Annotated in this window: 19 protein-coding genes; 3 read left to right on the plus strand and 16 right to left on the minus strand. The window is 72.4% G+C overall.

Annotated elements, in window-relative coordinates; all coding sequences use genetic code 11:
* The first annotated feature begins 14 nt into the window (after positions 1-14).
* Positions 15-989 carry a helix-turn-helix transcriptional regulator gene (locus ACOZ38_RS18965; protein ID WP_424532275.1) on the plus strand — a complete coding sequence of 325 codons (975 nt, stop codon included), beginning with the start codon at positions 15-17 and terminating at the stop codon, positions 987-989.
* A gap of 9 nt (positions 990-998) precedes the next feature.
* Here the strand turns inward: ACOZ38_RS18965 and ACOZ38_RS18970 are convergent, their stop codons facing one another.
* The 3 genes from ACOZ38_RS18970 to ACOZ38_RS18980 all read right to left on the minus strand — a co-directional run bounded on the left by ACOZ38_RS18970 (position 999) and on the right by ACOZ38_RS18980 (position 6,199).
* A complete protein-coding gene (locus ACOZ38_RS18970) occupies positions 999-4,391 on the minus strand; it encodes a S41 family peptidase (RefSeq protein ID WP_424532277.1) in 3,393 nt (1,130 codons plus the stop codon).
* A 521-nt stretch (positions 4,392-4,912) separates the two neighbouring features.
* Entirely contained in the window at positions 4,913-5,050 is a 138-nt protein-coding gene (locus tag ACOZ38_RS18975; RefSeq protein WP_358561998.1) for a hypothetical protein, read from the minus strand.
* Positions 5,051-5,164: 114 nt separating this feature from the next.
* Positions 5,165-6,199, minus strand: coding sequence for an Rv2578c family radical SAM protein (locus ACOZ38_RS18980; protein WP_424532279.1), 1,035 nt, complete (start codon positions 6,197-6,199; stop codon positions 5,165-5,167).
* A 134-nt stretch (positions 6,200-6,333) separates the two neighbouring features.
* Here ACOZ38_RS18980 and ACOZ38_RS18985 point away from each other — a divergent pair, with 134 nt between their 5' ends.
* On the plus strand, positions 6,334-6,615 hold the full coding sequence (locus ACOZ38_RS18985; RefSeq protein ID WP_405149541.1) for a DUF3040 domain-containing protein: 282 nt from the start codon (positions 6,334-6,336) through the stop codon (positions 6,613-6,615).
* A gap of 300 nt (positions 6,616-6,915) precedes the next feature.
* On the opposite strand, the gene ACOZ38_RS18990 is transcribed toward ACOZ38_RS18985, so the two are convergent.
* Both ACOZ38_RS18990 and ACOZ38_RS18995 read right to left on the minus strand, forming a co-directional pair.
* Positions 6,916-8,547, minus strand: a complete 1,632-nt coding sequence (locus ACOZ38_RS18990) for a penicillin-binding transpeptidase domain-containing protein (RefSeq protein ID WP_424532281.1) — start codon at positions 8,545-8,547, stop codon at positions 6,916-6,918.
* Positions 8,548-8,633: 86 nt separating this feature from the next.
* A complete protein-coding gene (locus tag ACOZ38_RS18995) occupies positions 8,634-9,296 on the minus strand; it encodes a lysophospholipid acyltransferase family protein (protein WP_424532283.1) in 663 nt (220 codons plus the stop codon).
* A 336-nt stretch (positions 9,297-9,632) separates the two neighbouring features.
* Here ACOZ38_RS18995 and ACOZ38_RS19000 point away from each other — a divergent pair, with 336 nt between their 5' ends.
* Positions 9,633-10,187, plus strand: coding sequence for a GNAT family N-acetyltransferase (locus tag ACOZ38_RS19000; protein WP_424532285.1), 555 nt, complete (start codon positions 9,633-9,635; stop codon positions 10,185-10,187).
* Between the two features lie 69 nt (positions 10,188-10,256).
* On the opposite strand, the gene ACOZ38_RS19005 is transcribed toward ACOZ38_RS19000, so the two are convergent.
* From ACOZ38_RS19005 to ACOZ38_RS19055, 11 genes are all read right to left on the minus strand, one after another.
* A complete protein-coding gene (locus ACOZ38_RS19005) occupies positions 10,257-11,246 on the minus strand; it encodes a tyrosine-type recombinase/integrase (RefSeq protein ID WP_424532286.1) in 990 nt (329 codons plus the stop codon).
* Between the two features lie 40 nt (positions 11,247-11,286).
* Entirely contained in the window at positions 11,287-11,763 is a 477-nt protein-coding gene (locus ACOZ38_RS19010; protein WP_424532287.1) for a MarR family transcriptional regulator, read from the minus strand.
* Between the two features lie 116 nt (positions 11,764-11,879).
* A complete protein-coding gene (locus tag ACOZ38_RS19015; RefSeq protein ID WP_424532289.1) occupies positions 11,880-12,260 on the minus strand; it encodes a SchA/CurD-like domain-containing protein in 381 nt (126 codons plus the stop codon).
* 160 nt (positions 12,261-12,420) lie between these two features.
* The gene (locus ACOZ38_RS19020; protein WP_424532291.1) at positions 12,421-13,050 is read right to left on the minus strand and encodes an antibiotic biosynthesis monooxygenase family protein; all 630 of its coding nucleotides are present in this window, start codon (positions 13,048-13,050) and stop codon (positions 12,421-12,423) included.
* Between the two features lie 59 nt (positions 13,051-13,109).
* Positions 13,110-13,577 (minus strand): SRPBCC family protein, encoded by a 468-nt coding sequence (locus tag ACOZ38_RS19025; protein WP_405149360.1) that lies wholly within the window; start codon positions 13,575-13,577, stop codon positions 13,110-13,112.
* A 15-nt stretch (positions 13,578-13,592) separates the two neighbouring features.
* A complete protein-coding gene (locus ACOZ38_RS19030) occupies positions 13,593-13,844 on the minus strand; it encodes an acyl carrier protein (RefSeq protein WP_405149359.1) in 252 nt (83 codons plus the stop codon).
* 32 nt (positions 13,845-13,876) lie between these two features.
* The gene (locus ACOZ38_RS19035) at positions 13,877-15,118 is read right to left on the minus strand and encodes a ketosynthase chain-length factor (protein ID WP_405149357.1); all 1,242 of its coding nucleotides are present in this window, start codon (positions 15,116-15,118) and stop codon (positions 13,877-13,879) included.
* On the minus strand, positions 15,111-16,484 hold the full coding sequence (locus ACOZ38_RS19040; protein ID WP_424532294.1) for a beta-ketoacyl-[acyl-carrier-protein] synthase family protein: 1,374 nt from the start codon (positions 16,482-16,484) through the stop codon (positions 15,111-15,113). Before ACOZ38_RS19040 ends, ACOZ38_RS19035 begins: the two co-directional genes overlap by 8 nt.
* Positions 16,481-16,900 (minus strand): cupin domain-containing protein, encoded by a 420-nt coding sequence (locus ACOZ38_RS19045; RefSeq protein ID WP_424532295.1) that lies wholly within the window; start codon positions 16,898-16,900, stop codon positions 16,481-16,483. The genes ACOZ38_RS19040 and ACOZ38_RS19045 overlap by 4 nt, the downstream gene beginning before the upstream one ends.
* Positions 16,893-17,222, minus strand: a complete 330-nt coding sequence (locus tag ACOZ38_RS19050; protein ID WP_363916365.1) for a TcmI family type II polyketide cyclase — start codon at positions 17,220-17,222, stop codon at positions 16,893-16,895. The genes ACOZ38_RS19045 and ACOZ38_RS19050 overlap by 8 nt, the downstream gene beginning before the upstream one ends.
* Before the next feature lie 142 nt (positions 17,223-17,364).
* A complete protein-coding gene (locus ACOZ38_RS19055; RefSeq protein ID WP_424532298.1) occupies positions 17,365-19,383 on the minus strand; it encodes an AfsR/SARP family transcriptional regulator in 2,019 nt (672 codons plus the stop codon).
* Positions 19,384-19,896: the final 513 nt, after the last annotated feature.

Raw genomic sequence — 19,896 nt, forward strand, 5'->3', positions numbered from 1 at the left:
AAAAGGGAAATTTCATGCCACATCCGGTGACGCGGGTGCTGACCTTGCTGGAGCTGCTCCAGGCGCGCCCCGGGCTGACCGGCGCCGAACTGGCGCGGCGGCTGGAGGTCGACGAGCGCACCGTGCGGCGGTACGCGCTGCGCCTGGCCGAGCTCGGCGTGCCGGTCCAGGCCGAACGCGGCCGCCACGGCGGTTACCGCCTGCTGCCCGGATACAAGCTGCCGCCGCTCATGCTCACCGAGGACGAGGCCGCCGCCGTCGTCCTCGGCCTGCTCGCCGGCCGCCGCACCGGCCTCGCGGTGGGGGAGAGCGCCACCGAGAGCGCCCTGGCCAAGATTCAGCGGGTGCTCCCCACGGAGCTGCGCGAGCGGGTCGAGGCCGTCACCGACACCCTCGGGCACACCTCCCGGGCCGCCGAGACGCCGCGCCCGGCCGCCGACACCCTGCTGACCCTGGCCGCCGCCGCCCGCCGCAGGAGGCGGGTGCGCCTTCGCTACCGCTCGTGGCGGGGCGAGGAGACCGACCGCGAGCTGGACCCCTACGGCCTGGTCTTCCACTCGGGCCGGTGGTACGTCACCGGCATGGACCGGCTCAGGCGGCAGATGCGCACCTTCCGCCTGGACCGCGTCGCCTCCGCCGAAACCCTCGCGGACGGCTTCCCCGGCCCGCGGGAGTTCGACCCGGTGGCGCACGTGATGGCCTCGCTGTCCTCGGTGCCGTACCGGTACGAGGTGCGCGTGCTGCTGGAGACCACCCGCGCCGAGGCCCTGCGCCGGCTGCCGCCCTCGTTCGCCCGGCTGACCGAGACCGAGGACGGCGTGCTCATGGTGGCCCGCACGGAGCGGCTGGACGGCATGGCCGCGCTGCTGGCCGGCCTCGGCCGGCCGTTCACCGTGATCGAGCCCGACGAACTGCGGGAGGAGGTCATGGCCCTGGCGGCGCGGCTGCGCGCGTACGCCGCCCGCGACCCCGACCGCCCGGACGGCTGACCTGGGCGGTCACCGGCGCGGAGGGAGCAGCGGGGCGCCCAGCCGGGGACGGTCGGCAGGGTTCGGCGTGTGCGCGGGATACTGCGCCAGGCGCTCCAGCGCCACGTCGATCGCCCGCTCCAGCTGGGTGTCGACGCCCCGCGCGTAGTCCTGCGGGGTGATGTCGACCTCGATGTCCGGATCGGTGCCGTAGTTCTCCACCCGCCACCCCACGTCGTCGAAGGTGAAGGAGAACTCCGGCTGGGTGGTCACCGTGCCGTCGGCCAGCCGGTGGCGCGGCCAGATGCCGATCACCCCGCCCCACGTGCGCTTGCCGATCAGCGGGCCGAGCCCGAGCAGCTTGAAGGTGTGGCTGAAAATGTCGCCGTCGGAACCGGCCCACTCGTTGGTGATCGCCACCAGGGCGCCGCGCGGCGACTCGGCGGGGTAGGGCTCGGGCACCCCCCAGCGGGGGAAGTCGTAGCCGATGCGCCGCCGGGCGAGCTTCTGCAGCAGCAGCCCGGAGACGTGGCCGCCGCCGTTGAAGCGGACGTCCACCACCAGCCCCTCCCGGTCGTACTCGGCGAGGAACCCCCGGTGGAACTCGGCGTAGCCGTCCGGGCCCATGTCGGGGATGTGGATGTAGCCGATCCTGCCGCCGGTGCGCTCGTGGGTGCGCGCGCGGTTGGCCTCCACCCAGTCGCGGTAGCGGCCGGGCTCCTCGTCCGACAGCGCCTTCACCGTCACCGTCCTCGCGGGGCCGTCTCCGCGCCTGACGGTCAGCTCGACCTCCTGGCCCGCCTGGTTGACCAGGAGCCTGGCCGGCCCGGCCACCGCCCCCGCCGGCTGGCCGTTGATCGCCACCACCGCGTCGCCCGCCCGCACGTCGAGCCCCGGGCGGTTGAGCGGGGAGGTGGCGTCCGGGTCCCAGGGGTCGCCGGCGACGATGCGCGAGATCGTGTGGACGCCGCCGGCGTAGGACCAGTCGACGCCGAGCTTGCCCTGCCGGTAGTGGGGCCTGGTGCGGTACTCGCCGCCGCTCTCGTAGGCGTGCGAGGTGCCGAGCTCGCCCAGCAGCTCCCACAGCAGGTCGGAGAACTCGCCGCGGGTGCCCACCCGGTCGACCAGGGGCAGGTAGCGCTCGTAGACGCCGTCCCAGTCGATGCCGGCCATGTCCTGCACCCAGAAGTTCTCGCGCTGGAGCCGCCACGCCTCGCGGAACATCTGCCGCCACTCGGCCGCCGGGCACACCGACACCTTCACCCGGTCGAGGTCGATCCACCCCCCGGCCCTGCCGGGGGAGTCGTCCTCGGAGGGCGGCTCACCCGCCCTGATCACCCGCAGCCGCTGCCCGGAGCGGTAGAGCAGCGTCGTGGCGTCCCTGCCCAGGTGGAAGTCGGTGACGTCGGAGACCAGGGTCTCGGACTTCCGCTTGACGAAGTCGTAGGCGAGCAGGGTGCCGGAGGTGGACTCGGCGAACTCGTCGCCGCGGCTGCCCTCGACCGGGAATGAGGTGAACAGCACCTTGTCCCTCATGCCGGCGACGCGCTCATAGCGGCCCTCGGGCACCGGGAAAGCGACGACGCGGCGCTCGATGCCCTCGAAGTGGATCTCCAGGCCCTCGCCGGTCGCCTCGTCATCCGCGCCCCCGGGGTGCTCGCCGGTGGCGGGCTCGCCGGGTGTGGCGCCGCCGGCGGCGGGGGTCTCGCCGTCCGCCGCGCCCGGGCCGGTGCCGGCGGTGACGCCCTGGCCGCCGGGGCCGTTGCCGCCGTGGGAGTCCTTGGCCGGGGGGTCGTCGCCGGACAGTGGCCTCGGCTCGGGCACGAACGGCGAGCCGACGTCGTTCCGCAGCGCGACGGCGTACGGCCGGGTGCCGAGCGGGAACCCCAGGTCGAACTGCAGCGAGTCGTAGACCGGGTTGAACACGCGCTGCCCGATGAAGTACAGGTATCTGCCCTCGGGGTCGAAGGCGGGCCTGCTGTCGCGCAGCACCGGGCGGGTGACCAGGTGGGTCTCCCCGGTGGCGACCTCGAGGAGCTTGATGGCCGTGGTCTGCGCGGTGTCGGGGAAGGTATAGGCGAGCCAGTCGCCCCCGGGGGACCAGACCGCGTCCTCGACGCGGCCGAACCTGCTGCTGTCGGCCACCGTCAGCGTCGCCTCGCCCCCACTCTCGCCCCCACCCTCACCGGCGCCGTCAGCGCCGCCCTGATCGGCGCCTTCCCCGGCGCCCGGGCCGGGCAGGGTGACGATGAGCAGTTCGTTGCGGTGGTTGGTCACCGCGAGGCGGTCGGCGCTAGGCGAGACCGTCAGGGCGATCGCCCGCCCGGTGTCCAGGCCGGGCAGGCGCACCGGGGCGGCGCTGCCGTCGGCGGTCAGCACGACCAGGACCTCTCGGTCGCCGTCGTCGCTGGCCGCCGCCACCAGCCGCTCGCCGTCCTTGAGCCAGGTCGGCAGGCGGTAGCGCACACCGTCCGGCTCGCCGTGCTGGCGCACCGGGCCCTCCCAGTTGCCGAAGGAGTACGCCTTGCCGCGCGTGGTGATCGCCAGGCCGCTGCCGTCGGGGGTGAGGGTGGCGCTGTCCAGGTAGTGCGCGGCCGGGACGAACCGGCGGTTGCGCTGGGTGTGCGAGCTTCCCAGGCGCACCTCGACCGCGCGCGCCTCGCCCTCGGCCGGGTCGAGCACGTACAGCTCGGCCGCCGCGTGGTAGACCAGCCGCCTGCCGTCGCTCGCGAGGTTGCGGGCGTAGTAGTCGTCGTGGTCGGTGTGCCGCTGGAGGTCCTCGCCGGAGGGCGTGCAGGAGTAGACGTTGCCGATGCCCTCGTGGTCGGACAGGAAGTAGATGCGCTCGCCCACCCAGCAGGGCGAGGCGAGGTTCCCCGCCAGGGAGATCAGCCGCGCGAACTCGCCCCTGCCCTCCCGGTCGACCCACAGGTCGCCGACGGTGCCGCCCCGGTAGCGCTTCCAGCGCGCCGGGTCCGCGGTGTTGCGGCCGAGCACGATCGCCCCGCCGGGACCGTAGGAGATGGAGTTGGCCGGCCCGTGGGGCAGGCGCTGGGAGATCCCCTCGGCGTCGACGCGGTGCAGCCATCTGCGGCGGCCGAAGGGCTGGCCCTCGTCGCTGGCGTAGACCACCGCGCCGCCCGGGTCCCATCCGGTGACGGTGCACAGGGCGCCGTCGTAGGTCATCCGCGTGCCGGCGCCGCCCTCGGCGGGCATGACGTAGACCTCCTCTGGCCCCTCCTCCCGGCCGACGAAGGCGATCTTGGTGCCGTCGAGGGAGAAGCGGGGGTACCCGGCCTCCGCGACCCCGGCGGTCAGCCGGAAGGCCCTGCCGCCGTCGGCGGAGACCATCCACAGGTCGTCCTCGGCGGCGAAGACGACGACCTCACCGAAGATCGTGGGGAAGCGGAGATAAGCGGGCATCGATCCTCGCGTTCGGGCCGGGGGTTTCCATGATCAGGCACCCGGGCCTCCGCGTCGAGACCGTGCACGCCCCGTCTTCGGCGCCGGGAGGGCCGCACGACCGCCGAGCCGGCCGCAGGGCACGACCGCCGAGCGGACGGGGCAGTGCGCGACCGCCGTACGGGCGGCGGCGGAGCATGGCCGTCGTGCGGACGGCGGCGGAGCACGGCCGTCGTGCGGACGGCGGCGGAGCACGGCCGTCGTGCGGACGGCGGCGGAGCACGGCCGTCGTGCGGGCGGTGACGGGGCACGGCCGCCGTCCGTGACGGGCCGGAACCGCCCGCTCCGCGCGGTGGCCGGGGGGAGAGTGGCTGATCATTACCGCAGAAACCCCTTCAGGGGCTATACGGGTCCGGTCGCACGGCTATACGGGTCCGGTCGCACGGCTGTACGGGTCCGGTCGCACGGCTGTACGGGTCCGGTCGCACGGCTGTACGGGTCCGGTCGCACGGGTCGCCGGGGTCGCCGCGCGATGACCGGCGTCACCGCGCCTCTTCGCGCTCCGCGGGCCGCTTGTCGTCGTCTTCGCGTTTGGTCTGCTTGGTCTCGCGCGTAGCCTTTATGGCTGCTTTCTTGGCCTTTCCTGTGGCCTTGGTGGATTTCTTTCGTGTTCCCGCCATGATTCCCCCTATTCTCATGGGCCGACCATTGGATGACAATGCGCCATATTCCGCGCATCACTCGCGTTAAATACCCAACAGCGGAGTCAATCACCCATATGTGTCTTTCCGGGGTTACAGCAGCGTGAGCTGCTCGGGACCGCCGGCGCCCGGCGGCGGGACGGGCGGCCGGACGCGGCGGGCGGCGGCCGGGGAGGACCTGCCCACCCCGCTGCGGGCGGCCAGCTCCTGGACCTGCCGGGTGACGCGCGCCTGGTAGGCCTTCGGCGCGTAGGCCCCGCGCCCGTACAGCTCCTGGTAGCGCGGGACCAGGCGGGGATGCTCGCGGCCCAGCCAGCCGAGGAACCACTCGCGCGCCCCCGGCCGCAGGTGCAGCACGATGGGCACCACGTGGGTGGCGCCGGCCTCGGCGATCAACGCGACCGTGCGCGCCAGCGCCCGCGGCGAGTCGGTGAGGTAGGGCAGGATCGGCGCCATCAGCACCGAGCACGGCAGCCCGTGCCCGGTGAGGGTGGCGCAGACCTCCAGCCGCCTGCCGGGCCTGGGGGTACCGGGCTCGACCGAACGCCACAGCTCGTCGTCGGCGAAGCCGATGGACAGCGAGGTGCCGACGTCGGTCACCTCGGCGGCCTCGGTCAGCAGGTCGAGGTCGCGCAGGATGAGCGAGCCCTTGGTGAGGATGGAGAACGGGTTCCTGGCGTCTCTGAGAGCGGACAGGATGCCCCGCATCAGCCGGTAGCGGCCCTCGGCCCGCTGGTAGCAGTCGACGTTGGTGCCCATGGCGATGTGGTGGCCGCCCCAGCGCGGCGCGGCGAGCTCCTTGCGGGCCAGCTCGGGGGCGTTGACCTTGACGACGATCTTGGAGTCGAAGTCGTGGCCGGCATCGAGGTCGAGGTATTCGTGGGTCTTGCGCGCGAAGCAATATGTGCACGAATGCGTGCACCCCCGGTAGGGGTTGATCGTCCATTGGAACGGGACGTGGCTGGCCGCCGGAACGCGGTTGACGATCGTGCGGGCGTGGATCTCGTAGAAGGTCATGCCCCGGAACTCCGGGGTGTCGAACGTCGTGGTCACCGCGCCACGGGCGAACAGCGGCACGGCTCGGGTGCCCTGGCCGGTGTCGGTCAGGCGCAGGTTGTCCCAGCGCATGGCTTGATTAGAACAGGGGTTCGATAAAGATCGCAACTTCGAAACTGGCGGTAAAAAGGACGGCATGGTATGGCTAAAGATCTTGGGGGTGGGCAGAACGTCGGCACACCGCTTGCGTTGCCGGGAGGTGCGGCGTGCCTTGGTCGCAGGACGAGGAGCGAATGCTTGCCCAGATCGAGAGTTATCTCACCGATGCCGATCCACGACTCGCCGCCCGGCTTGAGTCGTTCAACGAGCGCGTGCAGCGCAAGGCGACCGGAGAACAGAAGCGCGCCGCCCGTGAAGCCCGCGGCCGGCGGCGTCTGAGCAGGTCGTCGATCATCATCCTGGTGAGCTGGCTGCTGATCGCCACTTTGGTGGCGACCCTGCTGATCATGGTGTTCCATCACGACGCGGCGGCGGCGCTGCCGATGTGAGGCGGGGCCTCGTGCCCCCGCCGGAGTCCCGCGCCGTCTGAGCGGCGGGTCCCCCGTGAACGGCCCGGCCCCGCCGTGTAGGCGTCCGGGTTCGTGAACGGCCCGGCCCCGCCGTGCCGTGCCGGCGTCCGGTCCCTGTGAACGGTCCGGCTCCGCTGTGCCGTGCCGGCGTCCGGTCCCTGTGAACGGTCCGGCTCCGCTGTGCGGGCGTCCGGGCCGGGGACGGGTCACGTTCGAACCGCCACGCGCCCTGGCCGGAGCATGGTCAGGCGTGTGGAGTCCGGCGTGCCGGGAGGCCGGTCAGCCCAGGGCACGCAGGAAGCCGGCGGCGACCGGGGCGGCGACCGCGCCGCCCATGCCTCCGGCCTCCACGACCACGGCGAACGCCACCTCGCCACGGAAGCCGATGAACCACGCGTGTGAGTCGAGCTTCGGGCCGGTGCCGAACTCCGCGGTGCCCGTCTTGCCCGCCGTGCCCTTGGGCAGCCCCGCCCCCTTGGCGGTGCCCTTGCTGACCACGGCGGCCATCATCGTGCGGAGGTTCCGCGCGACCTCCTCCGGGAGCTGCTGCGGCTGGGCCTTCTGCTTGAGGGTGGGCACCAGGGTCGGCGGGCGCCAGGTGCCGTCGGCCACCGCGGCGGCGACCGAGGCCATCACCAGCGGGCTGGCGGTGATGCGCCCCTGGCCGAAGGACTCGGCCGCCAGTTCGGCCTCGCTGGTGGGCTTCGGCATGCTGCCCTTGGTGGCGGGGACGCCGATGTTCAGGGCCTGGTTGAAGCCCAGCTTGGAGGCGATGTCGTACAGCTTGCCGCCGCTGAGGTGCTGGGCGGCCAGCGGCGCGAAGGTCGTGTTGCAGGAGTGGGCGTAGGAGTCGAGGAACGACAGCGAGCCGAACGCCTCGTGGTCGGAGTTGCGGATCGGCAGCCCGCCGATGGTGGCCTTGGCGGGGCAGGTGACCTTCTGCTCGGGGGTGAGCCCCTCGGCGAGCAGCCCGGCGGCGGTGACGGTCTTGAACGTCGACCCGGGAGGATAGCGGCCGTCCAGCGCGCGGTTGAACCCGCCGCGGTTGTTGACCACGGCGAGGATCTCGCCGGTGGCCGGGCGGATCGCCACCAGGGAGGTGGGCTTGTCCAGGGTGCGCACCGCTTCGACCGCGGCCTTCTGCACCAGGGGGTCCAGGCTGGTGCGCACGGCCGTGCCGGGGGACCCCTCGATGGTCTTCAACGTCTTGACGGCCTTCTTGGAGCCGTCGACGACCATGATCTGGGTGGCGGGCACGCCGGCCAGGTCCTTCTGGAAGGTCTCCTGCAGCCCGCCCCTGCCGACGGCGTCACCCGGCTTGTAGGACGAGCCCAGCTTGGCGACGTCCTTGGCGGTCGCCTTGTCGAGGTACCCGACGAGCTGCTGCACCGACCCGCCCACGTCGCCCTGGTCGATGCGGCCACCCGAGGAGTCCTCCACCGCGGCCCGCTGCGGCCAGGTGGCCTTCAGGGCCAGGTGGGTGGAGCCGTTCAGCGAGGGGTGGGCCGCCGCCGGAGTCCAGGCGACCTTCCAGTAGTGGTCCTTGACGACCAGGTCGAAGGAGCCGGTGTAGGTCCACTGGCCGATGTTCTTCAGCGTAAGGGTGGCGGTGTAGGCGGCCTTGGCCCGGTCGTCGCCCGCCGGGCTGACCGCGCCCAGCTTGACCGAGGTCTTCTGGGCGCCGAGGTTTGCGGCCAGCTCGGCGTAGGCGGCGTCGAACCCGGCCACCGGGGAGGCGAGGTCGGACCGCATGGCGGCCAGGTCGCCCCGGCTCCAGGCGCCGGCGAAGTGGCCCGCGGTCTGCGCCGCGCTGCCCCTGGTGTGCAGGACGTAGTAGGCGCCACCGGCGGCGGCCCCCGCCACCAGCACGGTCGCGACAGACGTGATCGCGATGATACGGCCGCGCGGCACGCGTTACCCCCGGGTGTCTCGACGTCGCCACGAGCCTAGCGCGGGGAAAACCGTGCCGCTCGCCGCTTTGCCGCCGCGCGATCGGCTCAGGCGGCCTCCTTGGCCCGCTCCTTCTGGCTCGAGGCGTACGCCGGGACGTACTCCTGGCCCGACAGGCGCTGGATGGCCCGCATCACCTCGTCGGTGACCGCGCGCCGGTCCCTGGCCCGGCCGGCGTCGCCGGTGAAGCTCATCGGCTCGCCGATGTGGACGCCGATCTTGGCGATGCGCGGGACCGAGGCGCCGGGCGGCAGCACGCGCTCGGTGTTGACCATCGCGACCGGGATCACCGGCACGCCCGCCGTCAGCGCCAGCCAGGCGACGCCGATCTTGCCGCGGTAGAGCCGCCCGTCGGGGGAGCGGGTGCCCTCGGGGTAGATGCCGAACAGCTCGCCGCCCTTGAGCACCTGCAGGGCCGAGTCGAGCATCTCCTGCGCGGCCGAGGCGCTCTCCCTGTCGATCGCGACCTGGCCGGTGCCGCGCATGAACATGGCCATCAGCCGGTTGCCCGTGAAGTACTCCGACTTGGCCACGAAGGTCACCTGCCTCGGGAGCATCAGCGGCAGGAACACCGAGTCCAGGATGGACAGGTGGTTGGAGGCCAGGATCGCCGCTCCCGTCCTTGGAACGTTGCGTGCCCCGGTCACCTCGGGGCGCCACAGCAGACGCAGCACAGGACTGCTGATGATCTTCGTGATGCGATACAGCACGGACTCTCCCGGTGTGCGGACGGCCAATGCCAACCATACGGCGCTGAGTGGAAACCTTGTGTTACGGCAGCCCACAAAGTGTTACATCGTCGTACAACGAAGCGCCCCGCAAGCGGACTTGCGGGGCGCTCCGTTTAGGCCGATGTGGCGGTCGCCTCCTCGGCGAGAGGCACAACACGGCTCCAGCCGAACGGTATTCCGTGAAGGCGGTAATTGCGGCCCGGGGGACACAAACCACATCGGCTACTCGACTCTAACCCACTCCCAGAGGTTCTTATTCCAGACCTGCCGTTCCCGGCGCGCGGAGACCGGGCATCGGGGGCACAATGGTGCACCATGCTGGAGACCGAGCGGCTCGTCCTGCGCCCCTGGCGCGAGGATGACCTTGCGCCCTTCGCCGAGATGAACGCCGACCCCGAGGTCATGGAGCACTTCCCGGCCACTTTGAGCCGGGGCGAGAGCGACGCGATGGTGGGCCGCATCACCGCGGGCCTGGAGGAGCACGGGTTCGGGCTGTGGGCGGTGGAGGTGCGCGAGAGCGGGCTGTTCGCCGGGTTCACCGGCCTGGTGTGGCAGAGGTTCGAGGCCCACTTCACCCCCGCCGTGGAGGTCGGCTGGCGCCTGGCCCGCGAGGCGTGGGGGCACGGCTACGCCACCGAGGCGGCGACCGCGGCCCTGGACCACGGGTTCGGGACGGCGGGGCTGGCGGAGGTGGTCTCCATGACGGTGCCCGCCAACGTGCGCTCGCAGGCCGTCATGCGGCGGCTGGGCATGACCCGCGACCCGCGCGACGACTTCGAGCACCCGGGCCCGCCGGCCGGCAGCCCGCTGCGCCCGCACGTGCTGTACCGCCTGAGCGCCGCCGCCTGGCGCGCCCGCCGCGGGTCGTAGGCGGCGTCAGCTCGTAGGGACGCGTCAGCTCGTAGCGGCGGCCTCGGGCCCTGGAAGCCCGGGCGGGGCTCAGGGGCCGCCGGGGCGCAGGGGGCGGGCGTCGGGCATCCGCAGCCGGTCGACGGCCTCCCTGCGGCGGCTCTCAGGGCGCCGGTCGTAGCGCGCGGTGGTGACGGGGGAGGCGTGGCCGACCAGCGCCTGGGTGGTGGCCAGGTCGACTCCCGCGTCCAGGAGCTCGCCGATGAACGTACGCCGGAAGTCGTGCGGGGTCCTCTTGGTGGCCCCGGCGGCGGCCAGGCGCCGGGCCAGGATGTCGGCGATCGCCTGCCCGGTCATCGCGGCGGGTCTTCCCCCCGGGGCCCGCAGCCGTCCGGCCCTGCTGATGGGGGCGAACAGCGCGCCCGCCGCCCGCCCGCGCACGGCGAGCCAGGCCTCGGTGCGGGCCACCGCCTCCGCGGTCAGGTAGACCAGGCGTTCCTTGTCGCGCTTGCCGCGCACGCGCAGGGACCGCGCGGCGACGTCGTAGTCGGCTAGCGCGAGCCCGGCGACCTCGGCGCGGCGGCAGCCGGTGGAGTACAGCAGGGCCAGCAGCGCGCCGTCGCGCACCCCGGCGGGGGAGTCGTCGCGGTCGCAGACGGCCAGGGCCGCGCCGACCACCTCCGGCGGGACGTGATGGCCGGTCGGCAGCCGGGTGTGCTGGAGGGTGGGCAGGTCGGCGGCGCGCTGGTAGTCTTCGGCGCTCATCTTGCCGAGCCGCCAGGCCTCGCGCATCACCCGGCGCAGCGCGACCAGGTGCTTGTTGACGTAGGCGGGCGACCATCCCTGCTCGGTGAGGATCGTGCGGATGCGCACCGTGTGCTCGTAGCGCAGCAGGTGCCAGGGCTGCCCGGCGCCGGTGGCGCCGGGGTCGCCGGAGATGACGCGGGCGACCCGGTCGAGGCAGCCGCGCATCGTGCGCCGCGACTCGGCGGCGGCCAGGGCGTCGAGGTAGACCACGTAGGGGTCGGCGGCGGGCGTGACGGCGCCCAGGCCGGGGTCGGGTACGGCGGGCACGTCCACGGTGCGATCTTAGGCCGGTCTTCCCCCGGCCGTTGTTAATCTACTTTGTAAAGGCGTCGGGCTGGGTGCGAAGCGTCATCGACAGGTCGGTCAGCCTGCGGCTCTCGGCCATCAACCCCGCGAGGAGCCCGAGGTCGTCGCACCTGTCCCTGACCAGGGGATACCAGGCCTCGCGCAGCTCTCTGAGCGCGGGTTCCACGCGGGCGCGGTGGGCGACGCGGTCGGGGTGCACCAGCACCCGGTGGCCGTCGGCCTCGCGGCGGCGCTCGGCGTAGCCGTCGTGCTCCAGGTGGTCGACCACCTCGGCGGCCTCCTCGTCGCTGAGCCCCACCAGCCCGGCCAGGCAGCGCACCGACATGGGGCCCTGGCGGCACAGCACAGAAAGGCACCGGAAGTGGGCGGCCTGCAGCCCAACGCGCGCGGCGAGGGACTCCACGAGCCGGTTGGCCTGCGCGAACAGGGCGGCGGTCTGGCGTTCGACCGCCTCCAGGACGTCGATGTTCTCGTCGTGCGGCATGGTGGTCACTCCGTTCACAGGCGGCGGGGCCGGGGCGGCGGGTGGCGTGCCCGGGTCCCGGCCCGGCGCGGCGGCGAGCGCCGGCCCGCCGCCGGGTCCGCCTTGCGTGGCCGGTGTCACAGCCGGGTGGGGTGGGTCTCGCTGGACGACTGCGTGACGCACCGCATCATCGAGTTGCGGAAGAACGCGGCGAACCCCTCGGAGGTGGCGGTGTCGCGCGCGTCGGCCAGGAACGGCACGATCTTGTCCTCGATGATGTGGACGTGCCGCTGGCCGGCGAGGTGCCGGGCGATGCCGGCGAAGTCGCCCTCGTAGTGCACCAGCCGCACCAGCACGTCGTCCTTGACGAACACCCCGGTCCCGAGCAGCCGGGCGGTCTCCTCGCCGTCCTCGTCGGTGACGACCGGCGACTCCAGCGGCGGGGCGCCGCCGAACAGCTCGGTGAGCTCCTCCTCGTGTCCGGGTTTGATGCGGAAAGTGATCATCGCGTAGGGCATCGGATACCTCCGTCGTCGGTCCGGCGCGTGCGCACCGGATGGGTGGCCGGGGGGAGTTCCCGCGGCCGGGGGAGGAGTCCCCGCGGCCGGCCGGGACCTCCCCGGGCCGCGAGCGGCCTCCCCGGACGGCGTGCGCCGTCCGGGGAGGCGGGCGGGCCGGTCAGTAGGCGGCCACGACCTCGTAGGAGCCGAAGATCCCAAGGCCCTTGTCGTGGTACCTGGCCAGCGGCGAGGTGGTCGGCAGGTGCTCGGGGCTGCGCTCCCACTCGCGGTAGGTGGGGACGTCGTCCCACTCGCTCAGCACGGCGAACCGGCGCGGGTCGCGCAGCGAGCGCAGCAGCTCGTTGCCGCGCAGCCCGGTCCTGCCCGCCAGGGTCGTGCTGATCTGGTGGTAGGCGTTCTCGATCGAGCCCCTGTCGTTCTCGGGCTCGTTCAGGTAGAGCGCGACGCGCACCCGGCCGGGGCCGGGCTGGGATCCCATCCGCGAGGCCACCACCATGGGGGTCATCGAGGTGCCGGCCGAGTCGCGGTAGGGGTCCAGCCGCATGCGGTTGGCGGCGTGCTCGGCGCTGTGCTCGAACTCGTGGAACCGTTCCTCGCTCTCCCAGTCGCTGACGATGTAGTAGATGCCGTCCTCGTCTGGGCTCTTGGCCATCGACTGGCCGACGTTCGCCGGGTGGCGGGCGATGGTGGCGGCGACTTCGCGCCAGGTCTTCTCGAAGTCCCGTTCCATGCCCGGGTGGATCCGCATCCTGACCATGACGCGGTACACGCTGTCCTTCTCGTTCATGCCCACTCTCTTCTTTCCGTCGGACTTTCTTGCGTCGAAGGGGGTCGTGTCGCGAGGGGTCACATGCGCACGGGGGACTGGTCGGCGGCCTCCTCGACGAGCTGCCGGATCCGGTTCATCTGGATCACGGTGTTGTCGTTGAGCCGCTTGGTCATCTGCTTGTCGCTGAGCGGCGCGTCCGGCTTCATCTCGAAGTCCTGGACCCAGCGCATGCGCACGGCGTCGGGCACCTGCGTGTACTCCCAGAACAGGTTCATGTACTTGAACCAGCCGGGCTCGACCCGGTGGGCGCGCACGGTCCTTGTGGCCGGGTCGGGCGTGCGCTCCGACACCCAGCTCCACTCGTTGCCGTCGGCGTCCGGGTGCATGGTGAGCCGGAACCTGATGGTCGGCCCGCGCTGCTCGAGGATCTCCGAGGCGGAGTACTCGCTGAACAGCGTGGGCCACGACTCGACGTCGTTGGTCATGTTCCACAGAAGGTCCATGGGACTGGCGATGATGATCTCGTTGTCCGCGTGTCCTGCCATGACGTTCCTCCGGTATCAGGCCGCGAGCCGGCGGTTGACGTAGTCGACCGCGGCCTGCGGGGTCTTCATCTCGTCGACGGCGTCGTCGGGGATGCGGACGCCGAGCTGCTGCTGGATGCGCGCGGCCATCTCCAGCACCGCGAGCGAGTCGTAGCCGAGGTCGACGAACGACATCTCGCCGATGTCGTCGGCCAGGTCGACGGTGTCGGGCACGCCCGCGCAGCCGCCCATGATGCGTCTCATGTCGTCGAGGGTGAATGTGGTCATGTCGGTTCTCCGTTGTCGCGAGGTGGGGTGGGCTAGACGTCCGTGACGAGCAGGGCCGCGTTGAACCCTCCGTGGCCGCGTGCGAGCACCAACGCCCTGCGCACGGGGCCGTCCCTGGCCGCGCTGCGGACCAGGTCCAGCTCGTAGGCGGGCGCGGCGGCGCGTACTCCCACGGTCGGCGGGATGACGCCGTCGCGGATGGCGAGCAGCGCGGTGGCCACGTCGAGCGCCGCGCCGCCGGCGTACAGCCGCCCGGTCATGGTCTTGGGCGCGGTGACCGGCACGCCGTACGGGCCGAAGACCGCGGAGATCGCCCGCGCCTCGGCCAGGTCGCGCTCGGGTACGCCGAGGGCGTCGGCGAACACCACGTCCACCTGGTCGGGGGTCACCTCGGCCTCCCTGAGGGCCAGCGTGATGGCCCGGTGCAGGTTGGACCTGCTCTCCTCGCCCTGCACGGGGCGGGGGTCGAAGGTCGCGCCGTACCCGGCGATCGCGCCGTAGGGCCGGGCGCCCCGGGCCAGGGCCGCGTCGTGGCTCTCGACGATGAGCATGGCCCCGCCCTCGCCCGGCACATACCCGCACGCGTCGGCGTCGAAGGGCAGGTAGGCCCGCTCGGGGTCGTCGCGCGGGCTGAGCAGGCCGGTGGAGATCTGCGCGACCAGCCCGTACGGGCACAGCGAGGCGTCGGTGCCGCCGGTCACCACCACGGTGGCGTCCTGGCGGAGCAGCCGCCTGGCCTGCGCGACCACGTCCAGCCCGCCGGCCTGCTCGGTGCACACCACCCCGCACGGCCCGCGCATGCCGTACCGGATGGAGATCTGGCCGGTGGTGGCCGCGTAGAACCAGGCGATGGACTGGTACACCCCGACGTACTCCGGGCCCTGGCTCCACAGCTTCTCGATCTCGCGCTGGCCGAACTCGGTGCCGCCCGAGGAGCTGGCGGTGACGACGGCCATCTCGTACTCGGGCAGCTCGCCGGGTTCGATCCGCGCGTCGCGCAGTGCCATGTCCGCGGCGGTGAGGCCGAGGTGGCTCCAGTGGTCGGTCTGCACGGCAAGGCGGCTCGGCACGTGCTCGGTGTCGTCGAACTCCGACACCTCGCCGGCCACGCGCACCGGGTAGCGCTCGGAGTCGAAGCGGGTGATCCGGCCGATTCCGCTCTTGCCGTCCAGCGTGGCCGACCAGTAGGCCTGCGTGCCGAGGCCGTTGGGCGCCGCGACGCCGATGCCGGTCACCACCGGGCGGGCGCCGTGCCCGCCGGTCCGCTCAGTCATGGCGGTCACCTCCCGGGCCGGTGAGCCCGCCCCTGTCGCGGGCGAGCAGCATGGCCGTCTGGAACCCGCCGAACCCGCTGCCCACGCTGAGGACCACCTCCACGTCGCGCTCCCTGGCGGTGAGCGGCACGTAGTCGAGGTCGCATTCGGGGTCGGCGGTGTGCAGGTTCGCTGTCGGGGGGATGACGTTGTTCCTGATGGCCAGCGCGCAGGCGGCGACCTCGATGGAGCCGATCGCGCCGAGCGAGTGCCCGATCATGGATTTGATCGAGCTGACGGGTATCCGGTACGCGCGCTCGCCCAGGGCGCTCTTGAACGCCGCGGTCTCGTGGCGGTCGTTCTGCCGGGTGCCCGACCCGTGGGCGTTGATGTAGTCGACGTCCTCGGGACGCAGCCGCGCCTGGCGCATGGCGGCCCCGATGGCCTCGGCCATCTCGCGGCCGTCGGGCTTCAGCCCGGTCATGTGGTAGGCGTTGCTGCGGCTGGCGAACCCGACGATCTCGGCGTACACCTGCGCGCCGCGCCGGAGCGCGGCCTCGCGCTCCTCCAGGATCAGCACCGCGGAGCCCTCGCCGAGCACGAAGCCGTTGCGGTTCATGTCGAAGGGGCGTGAGGCGTGTTCGGGCTCGTCGTTGCTGGGCGAGGTGGCCTTGATGGCGTCGAAGCAGGCGACGGTGATCGGTGAGATCGGCGCGTCGGCGGCTCCGGCGACCACGGCCTGGGCCGTGCCCTCCTTGACGAGCTGGTAGCCGTGGCCGACCGAGTCCAGCCCGGCGGTGCACCCGGTGGAGATGAGCGCCACCGGGCCCTCGGCCCCGCCGGCCCAGGCGATCTCGGTGGCGATGGTGCTCGGCACCATGTACCCGTACAGCTGCGGCACGCCGTAGGCCGGGTCGACGAGCCAGTTCCTGCCGCCGTCGCTGAGGACGACGTACTCCTCCTCCAGGCCCATGGTGCAGCCGACCGCGCTGCCGATGGTGACCCCGAGGCGTTCGGGCGGCACGTCCTGCGTGGTCAGCCCGCTGTCGGCCAGCGCCTCGCGCGCGGCGACCACGCCGAGCTGGGCGGCGCGGTCCATGCGGCGGATCTCCTGCGGGGACAGCCCGTGCGCGCTCGGGTCGAAGTCGCATTCGGCGGCGATCCGGGACCGGAACCCGGTGGCGTCGAACAGCGTGATGGCGCGCGTCGCGGTGCGCCCGGCGGTGAGCAGGTCCCAGAAGGACTCGACCCCGATGCCGCCGGGTGCCGTGACGCCGATCCCGGTGATGACGACCCGGCGGTCGTGACGCGTGCGCGATACGCGCCCCGCGCCACCTCGCGCCCGGGTGCGGCGCCGGGTGGTCGGACGGGTGTCCACGATGTTCACCGCGGGCTCCCTGCCGCGGCGTCGTTCGCTGCCGGTTCGGTGTCCACGTGGCCGAGGTCGGGCCTCGGGGCCAGAGGGCTGGCGTGGAAGACCATGCAGGCCTCCTCCGCGCCGGTGTTCTGGATCCGGTGCCTGACGGTCTTCGGCACCATGAGCCCGTCGCCGGGGTTCAGGACGATCTCCTGCTCGCCGTCGACGCGCGCGAGGACCGTGCCGCGCACGACGTACATGAACTCCTCGGAGTACGGGTGGTAGTGCTCGACGAAGTGCTCTCCCGGCTGCAGGAAGGCGACGCCCATGAAGCCGGAGGTGGAGCCGACGGTCTTCGGGCTGAGCAGGACGCGGATGTCGCCGCCGCGGCGCCGGTTGGGCGCGACCTCGCCGACGTTGACCTTGGTGAGGCGGTTCTCAGTCACGGCCGTCCGCCTCCCAGGTGTAGAACGGCTCGGCCATGGCGTCCTTGGGCTCGCGCCAGCCCGGGTCGTAGGGCCGGATGTGCTCGCTGAGCCGCTGGTTGATCTCCCCGTACAGCGGGTGGCTGCGCGCCTTGTACAGGTTGGGCGTGATGTCGTGGTCCGCCTCGACCAGGTGGAAGTACAGGTCGTGGAAGCGGAACAGCGTGCGCCTCGACACCCCGATGAGATGCGGCAGGTCGCTCGCGTCCGAGTCGGCGAAGATCTTGGCAACCGCCTCCGTCTCGGAGGGTTCCATCCTCGCCACGATTAGCGTCCGATGCACCACACGTCTCCTTTCGTCCGTAGACGCCATGGTGTCCGGAACGTCTGGATTGCCGCTGATGCAGCGCTAGTGCCGGGATGAGCCCGCGCCACAGCGCGCCACCAGATCCCGCCGCGGAGCCCCGGCGGGCCGCGCCGTGGGCCTACGGGCCGAGCACGCGGGCCGCGCTCCCGTTGACGCACTCGGCGGGCGCCATCAGCAGCGAGAAGGACCGCTCCTGCGCGTCCTGGTCTCCCAGGACGCCGCCCGGCGCCGGGGCCCCGTTGCCGGAGGAGCTCGGCGCGGGCACATGGGCCTGCGCGGGCGGTTCCGGCACGGGCTCGCCGTAGGTGTCCAGCTCCCTGTCCAGGCACTCCCTGGCGTACAGCCTGACCAGCTCGTGGATCGCGTACCGCAGCTCGCCGAGCGACCCCGCCTGGGCCTTCAGCAGCGAACAGTCGGCGAGCCGGGCGAGCAGCCGTTCGGCGTGGTCGACCTCGCACCCCAGCAGCGCGCACGCCTGCCGCACCGTCACGTACGGCGTCTGCAGCAGGCCGAGCAGCCGGAACAGGCTCCGCTCCGGCTCGCCCAGCCGGTCGTAGGTGCCGGCGAAGGCCGTGCGCACGTCCAGGTCCGCGACCGACAGGTCCGACAGGCGGGTGCGCGGGTCCTCCAGCCGCTCGGCGAACTTCGCCAGCGTCAGCCCCTGGCTCGCGGCCAGCCGCGAGCCCGCGCACCGCAGGGCCAGCGGCAGCCGCCCGCACAGGCGGACGATGCGCTCGCCCGCCGCGCGCTCGCTCTCCAGCCGGGTCTGGCCGATGATCCTGGCCAGCAGCTCCAGGCCTTCGGCGGGGCTGAGCGGGTCCAGCTCCACCATCTGCGCGCCGGCGAAGCCGTGCAGCCCGAACCGGCTGGTGACGATCACCGCGCAGCCGGCCGACCCCGGCAGCAGCGGCTGGATCTGCGCGGCGCCGCTCGCGCCGTCGAGCACGATGAGCACCTGGCGGTCGCTGCACCAGGTGCGGAACAGCTTGCTGCGCTCGTCACGGTCCGCGGGGATGTCCGCGGGGGGCACCCCGGCGGCGCGCAGGAACCCGGCGAGCACCTCGCCGGGGTCGGCAGGGGCGCCCGCGCCGCCCAGCTCGGCGAAGAACTGTCCCGAGGGGAAGCCGCCGCGGGCGCGGTGCGCGGCGTGGACGGCCAGGGCCGTCTCCCCGACCCCGGGCATCCCGCTGACGCAGATCACCCGTACGGCGGTGCCGGACTCGGCGGGACGCGACAGCACCGCGGCGATCCGCTCGCCCACCTCCTCGCGCCCGACGAAGTCGGCGATGTCGGCGGGAAGCTGCGCGGGCTTGACCGCGCCCGCCCGCGCGGCGGGCCGGGGCATGGTCTCGGGCCCGGGGTCGAGGTCGCGCTGCTCCAGTCCCGGCTGTTCCAGGCCGGGGTCGGCCGACAGCAGGCGCTGCTGCAGGCGGCACAGGGCGGGGGAGGGCTCCAGGCCGAGCTGCCCGACGAGCACCTGGCGCAGGTTCTGGTACACCTCCAGCGCCTCGCCGCGCCGCCCCACCTGGTAGAGGGCGGTCATGAGCTTGGCGTAGAAGTCCTCGTTGAGTGGGTAGGTGGCGATGAGCTCCTTGAGCTCGCTGATGAGCTCGCGGTGGCGGCCCAGCCGCAGGTCGGCCGTAAGGCGCAGCTGCAGGGCGCGCAGGCGGCTCTCCTCCAGCCGGGTGATCTGCGCCGACAGCAGTTCCCCCGCCGCCAGGTTGACCAGGGCGGGCCCCCGCCACAGGGCCAGGGCCTGGGAGAGGGTCTCGGTGGCGCGCTCGGGGTCCTCGCGCTCCAGCGCGCTCCAGCCGTCGGCGACCAGCCGTTCGAAGCGGAACACGTCGATGGTCTCCGGCGAGGTCGCCAGCAGGTACCCGTACGGCTTGGTGACGACCGTGGCGGGGCCGGTGGTGCCGAGCATCTTGCGCAGCTTGTAGACGTAGGTGTGCAAGGTGGGCAGCGCGGTGGCGGGCGGGCGCTCGCCCCACAGCTCGTCGATCAGCTCGCGGGTGGACACGATCTGGTTGTGGCGCAGGACGAGCATCGCCAGGACCGCCCGCACTTTGGCGGCGCTCGGTGTCAGGTCGGTGGTGTCGTCGACGACTTGCAGCGAACCCAGAACCCGGAATTCCATGTGATCTCCGCAGATGATCGGCAACGTCGTCCAAGCCGACCGGCGCTCGGCGTCGGCGTGACCTCGACGCCTGGTGGACTTCTCGAATTTAGATGAACCCGCTTATCGGAACTTCCGGAAAAATGGCTCCTCAGGACAAAATCTCCGAAAAAGTCCTGGTCTAGTACTATATTCTTTACCTCGCGTAGGATTCCCGAATAGTGAGTTACCTAGTGCGGCCGCGTAAACCCGGCCCACCCCGCGTCCGATTTGATATGAAATAGCACATAATTTCGACATAAAGGCGGTAGTTCGTGGTGGGGGGCACCCCCACCGGCCCCTCCTCCGGCCACCGCCGCCCCGCCGGGACCAGACAGCCTCCAGCGCCCTTCGACCGATCGACCAGCGGCCCGAGGGATCGTTTCCGGACAGGAGGCCCGCCGCGCGACGCCAACGGCCGGCGCGCCCCCGGGAGTCACAGGAGGAATGCACATGCGATCAGACGCCTGCCACGCGGCCACCGGTAAGGCCGTC

This window comes from Sphaerisporangium viridialbum (assembly GCF_049674955.1).
GTDB classification, from domain to species: Bacteria; Actinomycetota; Actinomycetes; order Streptosporangiales; family Streptosporangiaceae; genus Sphaerisporangium; species Sphaerisporangium viridialbum.